This window comes from Mycobacterium sp., from assembly GCF_025965855.1.
In the GTDB taxonomy this organism is placed as follows: Bacteria; Actinomycetota; Actinomycetes; order Mycobacteriales; family Mycobacteriaceae; genus Mycobacterium.
The window spans coordinates 1-13,466 of the sequence record NZ_JAOPWB010000282.1; the positions used below are offsets into that span (position 1 = coordinate 1).

The 13,466-nt window shown below is 65.1% G+C and carries 14 protein-coding genes; 8 read left to right on the forward strand and 6 right to left on the reverse strand.

The genetic code is table 11. From position 1 onward, the window contains the following. Nucleotides 1–158: 158 nt before the first annotated feature. The 4 genes from JWP83_RS24125 to JWP83_RS24140 form a co-directional block, all read right to left on the reverse strand. On the reverse strand, nucleotides 159–1,349 hold the full coding sequence (locus JWP83_RS24125) for a CaiB/BaiF CoA-transferase family protein (protein ID WP_297736002.1): 1,191 nt from the start codon (nucleotides 1,347–1,349) through the stop codon (nucleotides 159–161). A 58-nt stretch (nucleotides 1,350–1,407) separates the two neighbouring features. Next, nucleotides 1,408–2,271: a 3-carboxyethylcatechol 2,3-dioxygenase gene (locus JWP83_RS24130; protein ID WP_297736043.1), complete on the reverse strand. Its 864-nt coding sequence runs from the start codon at nucleotides 2,269–2,271 to the stop codon at nucleotides 1,408–1,410. A gap of 93 nt (nucleotides 2,272–2,364) precedes the next feature. Continuing rightward, the gene (locus JWP83_RS24135; protein ID WP_297736005.1) at nucleotides 2,365–2,517 is read right to left on the reverse strand and encodes a hypothetical protein; all 153 of its coding nucleotides are present in this window, start codon (nucleotides 2,515–2,517) and stop codon (nucleotides 2,365–2,367) included. A 17-nt stretch (nucleotides 2,518–2,534) separates the two neighbouring features. Next, nucleotides 2,535–3,449: a spirocyclase AveC family protein gene (locus JWP83_RS24140; protein ID WP_297736007.1), complete on the reverse strand. Its 915-nt coding sequence runs from the start codon at nucleotides 3,447–3,449 to the stop codon at nucleotides 2,535–2,537. A 178-nt stretch (nucleotides 3,450–3,627) separates the two neighbouring features. Between JWP83_RS24140 and JWP83_RS24145 the strand changes: the two genes are divergently transcribed. The 3 genes from JWP83_RS24145 to JWP83_RS24155 all read left to right on the forward strand — a co-directional run bounded on the left by JWP83_RS24145 (nucleotide 3,628) and on the right by JWP83_RS24155 (nucleotide 5,934). Beyond that, nucleotides 3,628–4,116 (forward strand): hypothetical protein, encoded by a 489-nt coding sequence (locus tag JWP83_RS24145; RefSeq protein WP_297736012.1) that lies wholly within the window; start codon nucleotides 3,628–3,630, stop codon nucleotides 4,114–4,116. Nucleotides 4,117–4,206: 90 nt separating this feature from the next. Then, nucleotides 4,207–4,809 carry a phosphotransferase gene (locus JWP83_RS24150; protein WP_367185668.1) on the forward strand — a complete coding sequence of 201 codons (603 nt, stop codon included), beginning with the start codon at nucleotides 4,207–4,209 and terminating at the stop codon, nucleotides 4,807–4,809. A gap of 84 nt (nucleotides 4,810–4,893) precedes the next feature. Beyond that, nucleotides 4,894–5,934 carry a spirocyclase AveC family protein gene (locus tag JWP83_RS24155; protein ID WP_297736018.1) on the forward strand — a complete coding sequence of 347 codons (1,041 nt, stop codon included), beginning with the start codon at nucleotides 4,894–4,896 and terminating at the stop codon, nucleotides 5,932–5,934. A gap of 6 nt (nucleotides 5,935–5,940) precedes the next feature. On the opposite strand, the gene JWP83_RS24160 is transcribed toward JWP83_RS24155, so the two are convergent. Beyond that, nucleotides 5,941–6,531, reverse strand: coding sequence for a TetR family transcriptional regulator (locus JWP83_RS24160; RefSeq protein WP_297736022.1), 591 nt, complete (start codon nucleotides 6,529–6,531; stop codon nucleotides 5,941–5,943). A gap of 158 nt (nucleotides 6,532–6,689) precedes the next feature. Here JWP83_RS24160 and JWP83_RS24165 point away from each other — a divergent pair, with 158 nt between their 5' ends. Next, complete coding sequence (locus tag JWP83_RS24165) at nucleotides 6,690–7,880, forward strand: cytochrome P450 (protein ID WP_297736025.1); 1,191 nt, start codon at nucleotides 6,690–6,692, stop codon at nucleotides 7,878–7,880. A gap of 24 nt (nucleotides 7,881–7,904) precedes the next feature. Here the strand turns inward: JWP83_RS24165 and JWP83_RS24170 are convergent, their stop codons facing one another. Further along, nucleotides 7,905–8,825, reverse strand: a complete 921-nt coding sequence (locus tag JWP83_RS24170) for a TIGR03619 family F420-dependent LLM class oxidoreductase (RefSeq protein ID WP_297736028.1) — start codon at nucleotides 8,823–8,825, stop codon at nucleotides 7,905–7,907. 240 nt (nucleotides 8,826–9,065) lie between these two features. Between JWP83_RS24170 and JWP83_RS24175 the strand changes: the two genes are divergently transcribed. From JWP83_RS24175 to JWP83_RS24190, 4 genes are read left to right on the forward strand one after another with little or no spacing between them, the layout of a single operon-like run. Then, a complete protein-coding gene (locus tag JWP83_RS24175) occupies nucleotides 9,066–9,431 on the forward strand; it encodes a DUF4286 family protein (RefSeq protein ID WP_297736030.1) in 366 nt (121 codons plus the stop codon). Then, nucleotides 9,431–10,039 (forward strand): nitroreductase family protein, encoded by a 609-nt coding sequence (locus JWP83_RS24180; protein ID WP_297736033.1) that lies wholly within the window; start codon nucleotides 9,431–9,433, stop codon nucleotides 10,037–10,039. Before JWP83_RS24175 ends, JWP83_RS24180 begins: the two co-directional genes overlap by 1 nt. Nucleotides 10,040–10,058: 19 nt before the next feature. Continuing rightward, the gene (locus tag JWP83_RS24185; RefSeq protein ID WP_297736036.1) at nucleotides 10,059–12,209 is read left to right on the forward strand and encodes an acyl-CoA dehydrogenase; all 2,151 of its coding nucleotides are present in this window, start codon (nucleotides 10,059–10,061) and stop codon (nucleotides 12,207–12,209) included. Nucleotides 12,210–12,222: 13 nt separating this feature from the next. After that, nucleotides 12,223–13,359: a nonspecific lipid-transfer protein gene (locus JWP83_RS24190; RefSeq protein WP_297736039.1), complete on the forward strand. Its 1,137-nt coding sequence runs from the start codon at nucleotides 12,223–12,225 to the stop codon at nucleotides 13,357–13,359. Nucleotides 13,360–13,466: the final 107 nt, after the last annotated feature.

Consider the following 13,466-nt stretch of genomic DNA (forward strand, 5'->3'; position numbering starts at 1 on the left):
GGTGGTCACCGCACTGATCCTGCGAGCGCTGGTTACCCGGGTGCCGCAGGCCGCTCTCGACCTGCCCGACCCGATTGACGACGACGATCTCATCAATGTGTTGATGACCTGCATCAACCGCGGCTTCTTCGGGCGCGCGAAGTAGTACGGGCCTGCCGCTATGCGGTCGTGACACCCGCGGCGATGAGTTCGTCGATCGCCAGGGTCGAGTATCCCAACTCGCGCAAGATCTTTCGGTTGTGTTCGCCCAGCGCGGGCACGTCGCCGATCACTGGATCGACGCCGGCGAGGGCGGCGGGCGGCGGTAGCGCGGCGGCTGGACCGCCGGGCGTCTGGATCTCGTGCCACCGGTCCCGGCCGACGAGCACCGGATGCAGCCACAACTGGTCGACACCGTTCATGCGGGCGTGTGCCACGCCGGCGCTTTGGAGGCGCTCCTCGAGTTCCTCGGCGCTCAGCCGCGCGGCCGCGGCGGCGATGATCGACTCCAACTCGTCGCGGTGCGCTACCCGATCCGGGTTCGTCGCGAACCGCGGGTCGGCAACGAGATCCGTTCTCTCCAAGACGATCTCGCAGAGCCGGTGCCATTCGGCTGGGTTCTGCACCGCGAGCAACACGGTTCCGCCGTCGCCGGCGGTGACCGGGCCGTACGGCGCGATCGTCGGATGCCGCGCACCCGTCCGTGGCGGTGCCGTTCCCCCGTAGCGGCCGTAGTAGAGCGGCTGGGACATCCATTCGAGCAGGGCGTCGAACAACGAGACTGACACCGGCCGGACAACACCGGTTGTGGCGCGGGTGTAGAGCGCGGTGAGGATTGCGGAGAAGGTGAACATGCCCGCGGCGATATCGGCGATCGATACACCGGTGCGCGCCACCTCGGCTGGAGAGCCGGTCACCGACAACAGCCCGGCCTCGGCTTGTACCAGCAGGTCGTAGGCCTTGCGGTCGCTCCAAGGGCCGTCCTCGCCGTACCCGCTGATGGTCGCCGTAATGGTCTGCGGGTGCGTGCGGGCAACCGATTCGGCGTCCAATCCCAGCCGGGCCGCAGCGCCCGGCCCCAGATTCTGTACCAGCACGTCGGCGCCTTCCAGCAGACGGTGGACGATGCGTCTGCCGTCGGGCTGCTTGAAGTCCAGGGTCAACGACTCCTTGCCGCGGTTGAGCCAGACGAAGTAGCTCGACTCGCCGTGCACCGCGCGGTCGTAACTTCTGGCGAAGTCACCCCCCTGGGGGCGCTCGACCTTGATCACCCGCGCGCCGAGGTCGGCGAGCTGCCGGGTGGCATATGGAGCGGCGACCGCCTGCTCGAGGCTCACGACAGTGATGTCAGCCAGTGGCGCATCGGTCAATTGGGCCCACTCCTCGAATTAATGACACTCGCCGGCATGGGACGTGCGGACGCCACGGTCATACTGATGCGGCGACGGCCATCCCGGTGATCCATTCCGGTACCGGCTCGTAGACCAGAGGCGTGACCGGCCGTCCACCGCCGGCGGCGCCCGCGGCGAGCCAGGTCCTGACCTCGTTGGCGCCCGCGCCCGCGCGGACGTGGGCGGTGTCGACGAGCCGAATCAGCGCAGCGACATCCCAGTTCGACATCGCGTCCAACACTTCGGTGTCCCAATCGGGACGGATCTTCGTGCGCGCTTCCGCCATACCCTCGGCGATGATTCGTGCCCGGTCTTCATCGCTGAGGTCGTAGGTGTCGACCTCCAGACTCGGCGGGGAATGTGACAACCCTCCGGTGCCGATCACCAGCACCCGATCGGCGATCCCGTCGAGGAACCGGCCAACCTCCGCGCCGAATTCGGCGACCCGACGGCCGGTCGGAAGGGGCGCGGTGGCACAGTTCACCGGCACCGGGATGACGGGCTTGACCGCCAAGTCGCCAAGAAGATCCCGAACGGGTTGGGCGAACGCGTGATCCAGTCCGATGTCACGACATGCCGCGACGTCGAATCCGGCCGACAGCAGGTGTTCGCACAGTCGGCGTGCCACCGCGGGCGGAACATCAAGTTCGCCGGCCGGATGGCCGCCTTCGGCCAGAATCGACGCGGACAATGCGACCCCGAACGCGGGCACCACGTGTCGAAACGCGCGGCGGTGGTCACCGCCGAACACGATCACCATGTCGGGATCGAAGTGTTGCGCGCGCTCGGCCGCTGACGTCAGTGCCGAACGGAACCGGCGACCGAAGGCGTGTTCGACATCGCGTTCCTTGCCCGGGCTATGGCTTGCACAGACAACCAACCGCTCTGACATCACGTCCATCACCTCCGCTAGAAGTGACACTAATGTTAGATGAGTGCGCCGCCATGACGAAAACGCGAGCCCGCCACGGCCTTTTACCAGCCGGCTATGGCATCACATCTTGATGACGATGCCTTGCGTCAGTGCGACGATGATGCCGAGGACCACGATGAACGCAACGCATACTGCGACAAGCCGGACGGTTTCTCGCTTCAGTGCAGCGCTGGTTTGCGGCGGAAGAAAGAATTCAGCGGGCATCTCGTTCATGGCGGGCTCCTTTCGGTTCACGGAATGTAGGGGCTGTCGGCGCCGGTCAACGTACGCAACACCACGAGCGGGATGATCAGAAAGACAAAGAAGGTGATCTGGAAGACGATGAACCAAGCGCCCAGTCGCATGAGTTCGAATCGCCATCGCGGAATCGTGACCTCGTAGTTGAGGTAGTCGTCGAATTCTTGCTGCTTGGTCAACGGCACCTGCTTGGTGGCAACGGCGATCCCGCCAAGAGTGTCGATGTCGACTGACGGATGCAACGAGGTCCTCGGGACGGTGAAACGATCCAATCGGCAGAATCGCTCAAAATGATTGAGGCCCCGAATCGCTGGCTTACCGGCCCAGAAGGCGATCAGGTTGGGCCACACGCACATGATGCCGATGGTCCAGAGCAATGTGATGCGACCGCCGTTGCCCCATTCGAGAACGGGACCGATGCCGGGATCGTAGGTCCACCATCCCATTGCCGTAGCGGTGCCCTCGACCGCGAAGTCCCACACGTAATTGACCGGAATCGCAAGCACCAACATGGATTTGAGCATGCTCCAACCAAACCGCGCGGACACCCACTGACTCAGCCACAACACCAGAAGCGCATGTACTCCCCAATACACCGCGTAGGCGAATGGCATGAACAGAGGATCGTTGGGAGTCTTAAGCGGCAGCCACTCGAGCAGATGGTGCTCGGCAAACGCTGGGCTGTAGAACAACATCTGGCCCCAGTCGCCGATGGTTTCCATCCAGTACACCGCAAGGCTGTTGAACAGGAACAGGAATCCCCAGGTCAGACGCCGCCGCCGGACTACATCGGCCACCGCCAGAACGATGAAGATGCTGCCGGCGATCGGTATCACCCAGTTGAAGAACCAGACACCAGATGGGTTGAGGGTTGCTGGTGGTGCCAATTGTGACGTGGCGAAAAGCATCGTTGCCTCTCAACGAGCAAGTGAGGGAGCGGACTCCATCACGTTCTTCCTGTCGCCAACACCCGGGACGTCCAATCGCCGAATGCATGACAACTGGGATCGCGCGCAGCTTACGTGTGTAACCTAGTTCACTATATAGGGGTTTGTCACCCGAATCTGCGATGGAGGGTGCCGCTGTATGACGGCTCGAACACTGCGGCACCGCGTCAGCGCGGCGGCGGCGAACCTCACCGCGGCGGGCGAGCTTGTCGCGGCAGTCTTGCCGGCACTGCCCGGGTCCGGTCCATCGGCAGCAGCGGATGTCACGGCCGGATGGTTGACGAGACAGCTGGCGAGCGCGACGCCAGGTGCTGCGGCGCAGCGGATTTCGTCCCTGGATGGCACGACGGGCACAACAGACCGTCGGCGCCTGGCGGTCGAATGGAACGAGTCGGGACGCGCAGCGGGACTGCCCGACCATCTGTTCCTGAAGAGCACCCCGCTGTCTGCAAAGAACCGCACGATGGTGGCGGCGTTGGGGATGGCTGTCAACGAAGCACGCTTCTACAACGAAGCGGCCGACGAACTCCGCGGTGTCGCCCCGCGCTCGTGGTATGCGCGTGCCGGGGTCGGAGCGCGATTCCTGATCATGCTCGAGGACATCGTTGCCGCCGGCGGCCGGCCGTAGGCATTGGCCGACCGTTGCGACATCGCCCACGCGCAGGGACTGATCGACGCCTTTGCGACGTTGCATGCCCGATTCTGGGAGAGTCCGCGGTTGGTTGGGGATCTGGCGTGTATCCGAACATGGAGCACCCGGCCGGGATACGGCGTGTTGAAGACGTTCTACTCTCGCGGCCGCCGGGGGGCCCTTCGCCGGGAACGTCCAGAGGTGACGCCCGCGGTGCGCGCTGTCGCGGCGGCCCTCGACAGGCATGCCGACGCGTACTACCGGGAGTTCGAGAGTGGGCCGTTGACTCTGTTGCACGGCGACTCGCGTCTGGGCAACACCTTCGCGCGGGCTGACGGACGGTCTGGACTACTTGACTGGCAGGTGGTTTGGCGGGGGCCGGGACTGCGGGAGGTGTCCTACTGGATGACCACTGGCTTGGAAGCGGAGACGCGCCGCGCTGCGGAGCGCGATCTCATCGGGCGGTACCTGGAAGGTCTGCGTGCCCGCGGCGTGAAGGACGTACCGGCCTTCGACACCGCGTTCGATCGGTACCGCCTTTTCGCCGCCGAAGCCTGGGATGCGACGGCGATGACTATCAATTGGCCGGGTCTGCAGGCACAGCAGAATGCCGACGCTGCCTTCCGGCGGGCCTGTACGGCCGTCGAGGATCTTGACACCGCCGCGCTGATGAACCGGCTGTACCGATAGCCGCACCTGGCGTCCGATGCCGGACGTTGACACTGTGACAGTGAGCTGTCATCTTTGGTTAGGTCGTGCCAAGGGAGCTGCGCAGTGACGGATCTGAAGTCGCCTCGGCAAGCAGAGCCGTCGGTCATCGAGCCCGCGCGGATCAAGACCATTCGGCCAGTGCTGTTCTGGTCGGGCCTCGGCGCGGTGTGCGTCGTCATCGCCGCCTACGTCTACATCTCGTGGATCGCGTCGGGCAATGCGACTCCGGTGAGTCCGGGTCCCGACTCGATCCCGAGAGCCACCCGGTGGGCGATGACCGCCTTCCAGATCGCCTGCCCCGTCCTGGCATTGGTCGCGATCGTCTATGTAGTCCGTAAGAGCGTGCGTGAGCGTCAACTCTGTGTCGAAGCCGCCATCGTGATCGGATCGGCGATCGCATGGTGGCACGACCCGCTGATCAACTGGTTTCAGCCGGCGCTGTTCTACAACGCCGGCTTGGTCAACTTCGGCAACTGGACGCAGAACATCCCCGGCTGGCTAAGCCCCGACGGTCGATTCATGGCCGAGCCGGTGCTGATGATCGGCATGATCTACATCTGGATGCCACTGGCCATGGGCTCGCTCGCCCGCTGGGCCATGGGTCGCGCCCGCCACCGGTGGCCGACGCTGGGACCCGTCCGCACCTTCTGTGTCGGTTGGCTTGCGGTATACGTCATCGAGTTTCCGCTCGAGATCTTTGCAGTGCGCCACGGTCTGCTCGGCTACCCCGCGTCGATTCCCGGCGTCACGCTGTGGGCGGGTCAGACCGTCCAGATACCGCTCTACGGCCCCGTCCTGTGGTCGCTGGTGCTCAGTTCGAGTGGTGCACTGATGTTTTTCCGCAACGACGAAGGCCAGATCCGGGTCGAGGCGGGTGTGCAGACCCTGCGGTGGGCCGGAACACGGGTCAGAGGACTGTTAAGAGCGCTGGCCGTTACCGGCTTTCTACACGTAGTGGCAATCGGCGTATACGACCTGCCGGTGAACCTCGCCGGCTTCTACGCCGGGCCGACCCAGAACTACCCCAGCTACTTGCGCACGCAGTACTGCGGACCGGACACGCCCCGGCACTGTCCCGATGGCACCCGCTTCGACGATCGCTGAGTCGCGCTACTTCAGGACCGCGGGCAGGGCGGCGAACTCCTGGCGGATCAAGTCGTCAAGCGACCGACCCGGTGTCGACAACCACTGATTGAGGGCCCGCTCGACGAGCAGCATGCCGACGGCCGCCAAGAGCCGGCATTCGCTGTCGGGGGCCGGCAATCGGCGTCGTTCGGCGATCACCTTGGCGACCGTCTCGGCGTTGGCCTCGTGGTTTTTGCGCTCGCGGCCCAGCAGCACGAGCGACGACGCGACGGCCTCGTGGTACTGCGCGATCCTTGTACGGATGCGCTTGAGGCCTGGCGCCAGCAACGCGAACGAATTGGCCAACGCCTCGAAATCTGACATCTTCTCCGGTTGAGCGAGGTAGACCCCGCTCACGGCGTCGATGAAGTCGTACTCGCCGAAGAAAAGCACCGACTCCTTGGTCGGGAAGTAGCGGAAGAAGGTCCTTGGCGAAACCCCCACGCTTTCGGCGATCTGGTCTGTGGTGGTCTCGTCGTACCCGTTGGTGCTGAACAGGTTCAGGGCCGCATTCAGCAGAGCATTCCGGATCCGGTCCGCATGCTCGTCCCGTGGTGATCGGTCGCCCCGGGCCATCCGCCACCCTCCTCGTTCGTCTGGGTGTCCCGACAGTACAACGACTACGGCTGCCGGCACATCGTTGACACTCGCCGTGGTACCGATGATACTTCCAATATATGACAGTAGACTGTCATAGTGAGACTCAAGCGCGGGTAGAGAGGATCTCCGTCTCAATGACCGAGCTCGACGTAACCGGAACGCTGAATATCAACGATTTGCCCTTTGCCGAGGACCGTACGCGCGCGTGGCGGGAACTGCGGGAGGCGGGCCAGGCAGTCAGTTCTGGCGAGGAGATCGTGCTGACCAGCGCCGAGGCCGTGGAGTTCGCGGCCAAACGGCCTGAGATCTTTTCTTCGGCAAGAGCTTTCGACCGTTTGGGAAGTCCCGTGCCGCTGGTACCGATCGCTATCGATCCGCCGGATCACACCCGGTTCCGCCGAATGCTTGATCCGTTCTTCAGCCCCAAGAAGATGGCCGAGCGCGAGCCCGAATTACGCAGGCAGGCCGGAGAGTTGATCGACGCTATCGTCGCGCGCGGCCAGTGCGACGTGGTAACCGATCTGGCCACACCGTTTCCCTCCCAGGTGTTTCTGACGCTGTTCGGGCTGCCTATGGCGGACCGCGACCGGCTGGTGCAGTGGAAGGACGCGATTCTGCAATTCACCGATCCGAGTAGCGCCGAGGCGACCCCGGAGGTGATGGCTCACGCGCTGGAACTGTTCACCTATCTGACCGAGCACATCGCCGAGCGGCGCGCCAATTCGACCGGCAGCGACATGCTCACCCAGCTGATACAAGACACCGACGAGGGCGGCATGTCGGACAACGAGATCCTCGGCCTGTGCTTCATGTTCGTGCTGGCCGGGCTGGACACCGTCACCTCTGCGGTCGGGTTTTCCCTGGCCAGGCTGGCAGCCGACACCGAGATGCGTCGCCGTGTCGCGAACGACTTCGCGCTCATCCCGGCATTCATCGAGGATATTTTGCGCGTCGACGGACCTGTACCATTCGCGCCACGTGTCACCACCGAGGAGGTCGAGGTGGCGGGCAGGGTCGTGCCCAAGGACACCACGGTCATGCTCAGTTATGGCAGCGCCGACCGTGATCCGCGGCGGTACCAGGACGCCGACGAGGTTCATCTCGACAGCAAGGTCGTGCACTTCGCGTTCGGCCGTGGACCGCACCGGTGCCTGGGTTCGCACCTGGCGCGTCTCGAACTCCGACTCATCCTCGAGGAATGGCACTCCCGCATACCCGAATACACTCTGGCTCAAGACAAGCCGCCACAGATGCCCTGGCCGACCGGGACGATGTCTCTGCAATCGGTACCGCTGAACATCGCGCCGTCGTCACGGGGTCAGTAAATCTGACGGTCGTCGCGCGAAGACTCATCCGACCTTGGGGATGATTTCCTCAGCCACCCAGTGCATATGGTCGAGGTAGGCATCGAACCCGTCCAGTGCAGGCGGGTTGACCCAGGTGTCCGTAACGCCGCGCTCGGCCAGCATGTTGCAGTTGTCGATGACCTGCTGGGCGCTCTGGCCAAAATGCGCATTCGGGTCGTCGACGACGGCGTGCTCCTGACCGATGGACAGCATCGCCAGGCTGTAGAACAGCGAGAACGGCCGGTCGTCGAACCCGGGCTGCGAGCGCAAGTAGTCCATCTTGGCCGGCAGTTCGTCGGGCTTGGTCAGCCATGGCGCCCAGCCGTCGCCGAACCGGGCCGCTCGGCGCAGCACCGCGTCGGCGTCTCCGCCCATCCACACCGGCGGGTGGGGTTTGGAGATCGGCTTGGGCCCGAACGCGATGTCGTCGAACTTGACGAAGTCGCCGTCGAAGCGTGGCGAATCGCTGTGCCATAACTCGAACATGGCCTCGAGATACTCGTCCGCCATGCGGCCACGCTTGCTGAAGGGGACGCCGATCGCGTCGTACTCCTCCTTGAGCCAGCCGACACCCACGGTGGTCTGGGCGCGACCGCCACTGAGCCAGTCGAGCGTTGCGATCTGCTTCGCGACCACGATCGGGTTATGCAACGGCAGGATCGTGACCATCGAGCCGATCGTGATCGTCGAGGTGGCGCCCGCGATGAAGGCCTGGGCGGTGGTGGCGTCGAAGTAGTGGTCCCCGGACAACTCGAGATGACTCGTCGGGGTGAGGAAGTGCTCGGGCAGGAACACCATCGAATAGCCCAGCTGCTCGGCGCGTTGGGCAACTCGCGCGATGTCGGCACCGGTCAGCTGGTGTTCCCACGGCTGCGTGATCGCTGCGACGTGCATGCAGTTGGGTAGGTACACGGCGAATCTCATCTGGCGCCTTCCGATTTGATGGCCCGGTGGCGGAACGCCGAGTGGAGGATCCGGCGGCACCAAGACCGCGACTCGCTCATTATGGCAGTCTACTGTCACACGTCAAGACACTGATTGCCCGGCAGTTATCCTCCACCAACCGGCTCGCAATCAGTCTGGAGGGTCATGCCCGACGTTGACTATGGCAGTTGACTGCCATAGTGTGGCTGCAGTCCCTTGCTGTTGCGAAAGGCGTGTGGCGTGGCTCCGAACCTGTTCATAGCTCTCACCAACCCGATCGAGGGCGGAGACGACGCATTCAACAAGTGGTACGACACTCAGCACGTGCCCGAGGTTCTCGACGTTCCGGGAGTTGTTACGGCGCAGCGTTACGACATCACGGAACTGAAGGTCCCCGACGACCAGGACCTGCCGGCTCAGCTGCCGCCGCCGACGCACCGTTACATGGTGATCTACGAGCTGGACAACGAGCCCGACATCGTGATGGCGGAGTTCCTGAAACGCGTCATGGCCGGCACGCTGTCATTGGGGGAGTGGCTTGATCTGACCACGGTGTCTCTCACCGGATGGGCCCCGCGCGGCGAACGCGTCCTGGCGGAGCGCTAGTGGGCGAGTTGCTCGCCGCCATCCACGCCCAGCGCGCGTGTCGGCGCTTCGATCCGGATGGCAAGGTACCCGACTCCGACGTCGAGCAGATGCTGGCGGCCGCGGTGCACGCGCCGAGCGCGGAGAACACCCAGCCTTGGACGTTCATCGTGGTCCGCGACGAGAGCACCCGTGCTCTGCTCGCGGCCTGGTGGACAGAGACCTGGAATGCAGGCGGCGGCGACTTCGTTCGGCAGAGCGTCGAGGACAAGGTATTGGTCGCCGATCTGGAATTCGGTTTCAGCAAAGGTGGATTCGCCGCGGCGCCGGTCGTGGTGGTGGTGTGCGCCGACACCGACCGGGTGCCCGAGGTTTACGCACCGTCGTCGATCTACCCGGCCGCGCAGAACATCCTGCTCGCGGCTGCCGACCTCGGTTATGGCTCATGTCTGACCACCGGCCTGACCACGTTCGGCGTTGATCGCGTTCGCGAACTGCTGCAGCTTCCGCTGAATCTGATCCCGATGGCCGCGGTCTACGTGGGCCTGCCCGCACGCAAGCTCTCGCCACCGCGCCGCCGCCCGGCGACGTCGGTGACCTTCCGCGAGCGGTTTGGCGCTGCCTGGTGAACAGGACGGAGAACTGCCAATGCCATTGGCGATAACCGAAGACCATCGCGCGCTCGCCGAAGTGGCGGCCGCGATGGTCGCCGGCCGGGCGGGCACCGCGGGTGCCCGCCGGATCCTGCTCGACCGCGACACGAGCGGTCGCTGGTGGTCCACCGACGGGCTCTGGAAAGAGATGGTGTCCACGGGGTGGCTCGGCCTGCACGTCGACGAACGATTCGACGGTCAGGGTTACGGATTGCCTGAACTGACGATTGTCCTGGAGCAGCTGGGTCGCGCCGCGGTGGGAGGGCCGTTTCTGCCCACCGTCGCGGTGTCCGCGGTGATCGCCGAAGCCGGGACCGACGGGCAGCGCGAGCGGTGGTTACCGCGGCTGGTATCCGGTGACGTGATCGCGGGCATTGGCACCAAAGGCGATGCCGTCGTTCATGATTCGACGGTCACAGCCACTGCGGTGCCGGCACTGGCCGAGGCGGGCGCAGACCTGTTCCTGCTGCCTGCCGGCGACGACCTCGTCCTGGTGCAGGCCGGTGACGGCGTCAGTACCCGAACCGTCGACTCGGTGGACCGGCTACTTGCACCGGTGGTCGTGGTCAGTCTGGCCTCCGTGCAGGTCGCCGAGGTCTTGCCGGGCGCCGCCGGGATAGCGGCGCGCATTCTTCGGCTGCTGTCCGCGGCCGAAGCGGTTGGCGGGCTGGCCGCCTGCACCGAAATGGCGACGGCGTACGCCGCCGGCCGCGAGCAGTTCGGCAGGCCCATCGGCTCGTTTCAGGCGGTCAAACATCATTGCGCGAACATGCTCGTCGACACCGAGCTCGCCACCGCCGCGACGTGGGACGCGGCGCGCGCCGTTGGCGTGGAGGCCGAGCTGGCCGCAACGATGGCTGCCGGACACGCGCTGACCGCCTATCAGCGGGTGGCGCTGCAGAATGTGCAGGTGCACGGCGGCATCGGCTACACCTGGGAGCACGACGCTCACCTGTACATCAGGCGGGCCACCGTGCTGCAGGCATTCGCCGGTGATCAGGATGCGCTGCGGGACAAGGTCATTGCGCTGCAACGCGGCGGACTGCGCCGGCGCACGTCGGTAGACCTGCCCGAGGGTGCGGAGCAGTATCGTCAGGCTGCACTGGATTTTCGCTCCGAACTCGAGGCGGCCGACGCCGACGACCGCCAACGGCTCTGGGCGCGAAGCGGTTACCTACAACCGCACTGGCCCGCTCCATACGGACGGGCGGCGGACAGCGTCGAGCAGTTGATTATCGAGGACGCCCTGCACGGTGTGGACAAACCCAGCCTCGGCCTCGGTGAGTGGGTAGTGCCGACGCTGCTGCAGCACGGAAGCCCCGACCAGGTCGACCGATTCCTCTGGCCGAGCCTCGAGGGCGAGCTGCGTTGGTGCCAGCTGTTCAGTGAGCCCGGCGCCGGCTCGGACGCGGCGGCGGTTGCCACCAAGGCCAGACGAGTCGATGACGGCTGGGTGGTCACTGGACAGAAAGTGTGGACCAGTGACGCGGTGAACTGCCAGCGTGGGCTGGCCACCGTGCGAACCGATCCGAATGTGCGCAAGCACAAAGGCATCACGGCGATGATCATCGACCTCACCGACCCGGCGGTGCAGATCCGCCCGCTCACCGAGATCACCGGTGAGACGCTGTTCAACGAGGTCTTCTTCGACGACGTATTCGTGCCCGATCGCGATGTGGTCGGCGGTGTGAACGACGGCTGGAGCGTGGCGATGGCCGCCTTCGGCAACGAGCGTGTGTCTATCGGCGGTGGCTCGGTCACCATGACCGCCGACGCTTTGATCGATCTGCTGGCCCGGCACCGGCCTTGCGACACCGGCGCCGGGCGCGACGTCGGTGCGCTGCTAATCGAGGCCTACACCTTGGCCACGCTGAACCTACGGCAGGCCGCCCGAGCCGTTTTCGACGCCGGGCCCGGGATCGAAGGCAACATCGCCAAGCTGTTCGGTGCCGAGCACGCCCAGCGCGTGGCCGAGCTTGGACTGCGCCTTGCCAACCGGGCCATCCTGGTCGGCGAGGAAGCAGGGCTCGTGCATGACTATCTGTTCAGCCGGTGCCTGACAATCGCGGGCGGCACATCGGAGATCGTCAGAAACCTGATCGCCGAACGCATCCTGGGCCTGCCGCGCGATCCGGCGCCCAACTAGATCGGAGAGCCAGATGACCTGCGCCGTCGTCGGGATCGGGCGTACAGAGTATTCCCGTAATTCCGGCCGCACCACCCGCGGCATGGCGGTGGCGGCGTGCCGCGACGCCATCGCCGATGCGGGCCTGAGGCCGACCGATGTCGACGGGATCTGCACCTTCATGGTCAACGACTCCGAGCAGCCGATCTTCGTCGGGTGGGCGCTGGGTATCGACGAATTAGCCTGGGCCAACGCCATGTACGGCGGTGGCAATCTGGTAGCTGACCAAATCGCCACCGCCGCCGCGGTGATCGAGGCCGGAATGTGCAAGGCGGTGCTGGTGTACCGGTCGCTCAACGGCCGCTCGGGCTATCGATTTGGTCATGTCGACGGACCGATGCAGGTGCAGCACCACGACCAGTTCGACACGGCGTCAGGGTTCATGGTGCCGCCGCAGTGGTTCGCCATGTGGGCCCGCCGTCATCAGCATGAATTCGGCTCCACCTGCGAGGATTTGGGTCACATCGCGATCACTCAGCGGAGTCATGCGGGACCCAACGAGCACGCGCTGCGACGCGAACCGCTCACCATGGACGACTATCTCGCGGCGCGCTGGATCAATGAGCCGTTCCGGGTACTGGACTGCACATCGGAGGTCGACGGCGCGGTAGCGGTGCTGATCGTCGGCGAGGACATCGCCCGCGATACTAAGCAGCCCCCGATGTGGCTGGTCGGATCGTCGAACTCACAGGGCGGTGCGGGCTGGAGCGAATGGGATGATCCCACCGAGATGTATTCGCGCACTGCAGGGCCGAAGCTTTGGGAGAAGACGGGGCTGAGTCCCGCCGACATGGACGTGGCCTGCATGTACGACTGCTTCACCTACACCGTGATGGCCACCGTGGAGGGCTTTGGCTTCTGCGAGAAAGGCGAGGTGGGCAAGTTCTTCTCGACCGGACGCGCCACCTACGGCGGTGACGTGGTGGTCAACCCGCACGGAGGGCTGTTGTCCGAGGGCTACATCCATGGCCTCAACCACCACTACGAGGCGGCGCTGCAGCTGCGGCACGCGGCGGGTGTGCGTCAGGTCGAGGACGCCCAATTGGCACTGGTGACCGCGGGCGGGGGGCCGTTCGGTGGCGCGAACGTCTACAGCAGGGAGCACCCGTGACGAATCCTGCACTGGCGGCGCCGATCCCGGTGCCCGACCCCGACTCGGCGCCGTACTGGGAGGGTCTGAAGAGCGGTAAGTTGATGCTGTGCCGCTGCGACGACACC

What these genes read in the sequence shown, in the direction of transcription:
- JWP83_RS24130 (WP_297736043.1), bottom strand. Translation starts at nt 2,271, where the DNA reads ATGGACGTGATGTCAGAGCGGTTGGTTGTCTGTGCAAGCCATAGCCCG.
- JWP83_RS24135 (WP_297736005.1), bottom strand. Translation starts at nt 2,517, where the DNA reads ATGAACGAGATGCCCGCTGAATTCTTTCTTCCGCCGCAAACCAGCGCT.
- JWP83_RS24140 (WP_297736007.1), bottom strand. Translation starts at nt 3,449, where the DNA reads ATGCTTTTCGCCACGTCACAATTGGCACCACCAGCAACCCTCAACCCA.
- JWP83_RS24145 (WP_297736012.1), top strand. Translation starts at nt 3,628, where the DNA reads ATGACGGCTCGAACACTGCGGCACCGCGTCAGCGCGGCGGCGGCGAAC.
- JWP83_RS24160 (WP_297736022.1), bottom strand. Translation starts at nt 6,531, where the DNA reads ATGGCCCGGGGCGACCGATCACCACGGGACGAGCATGCGGACCGGATC.
- JWP83_RS24165 (WP_297736025.1), top strand. Translation starts at nt 6,690, where the DNA reads ATGACCGAGCTCGACGTAACCGGAACGCTGAATATCAACGATTTGCCC.
- JWP83_RS24170 (WP_297736028.1), bottom strand. Translation starts at nt 8,825, where the DNA reads ATGAGATTCGCCGTGTACCTACCCAACTGCATGCACGTCGCAGCGATC.
- JWP83_RS24185 (WP_297736036.1), top strand. Translation starts at nt 10,059, where the DNA reads ATGCCATTGGCGATAACCGAAGACCATCGCGCGCTCGCCGAAGTGGCG.
- JWP83_RS24190 (WP_297736039.1), top strand. Translation starts at nt 12,223, where the DNA reads ATGACCTGCGCCGTCGTCGGGATCGGGCGTACAGAGTATTCCCGTAAT.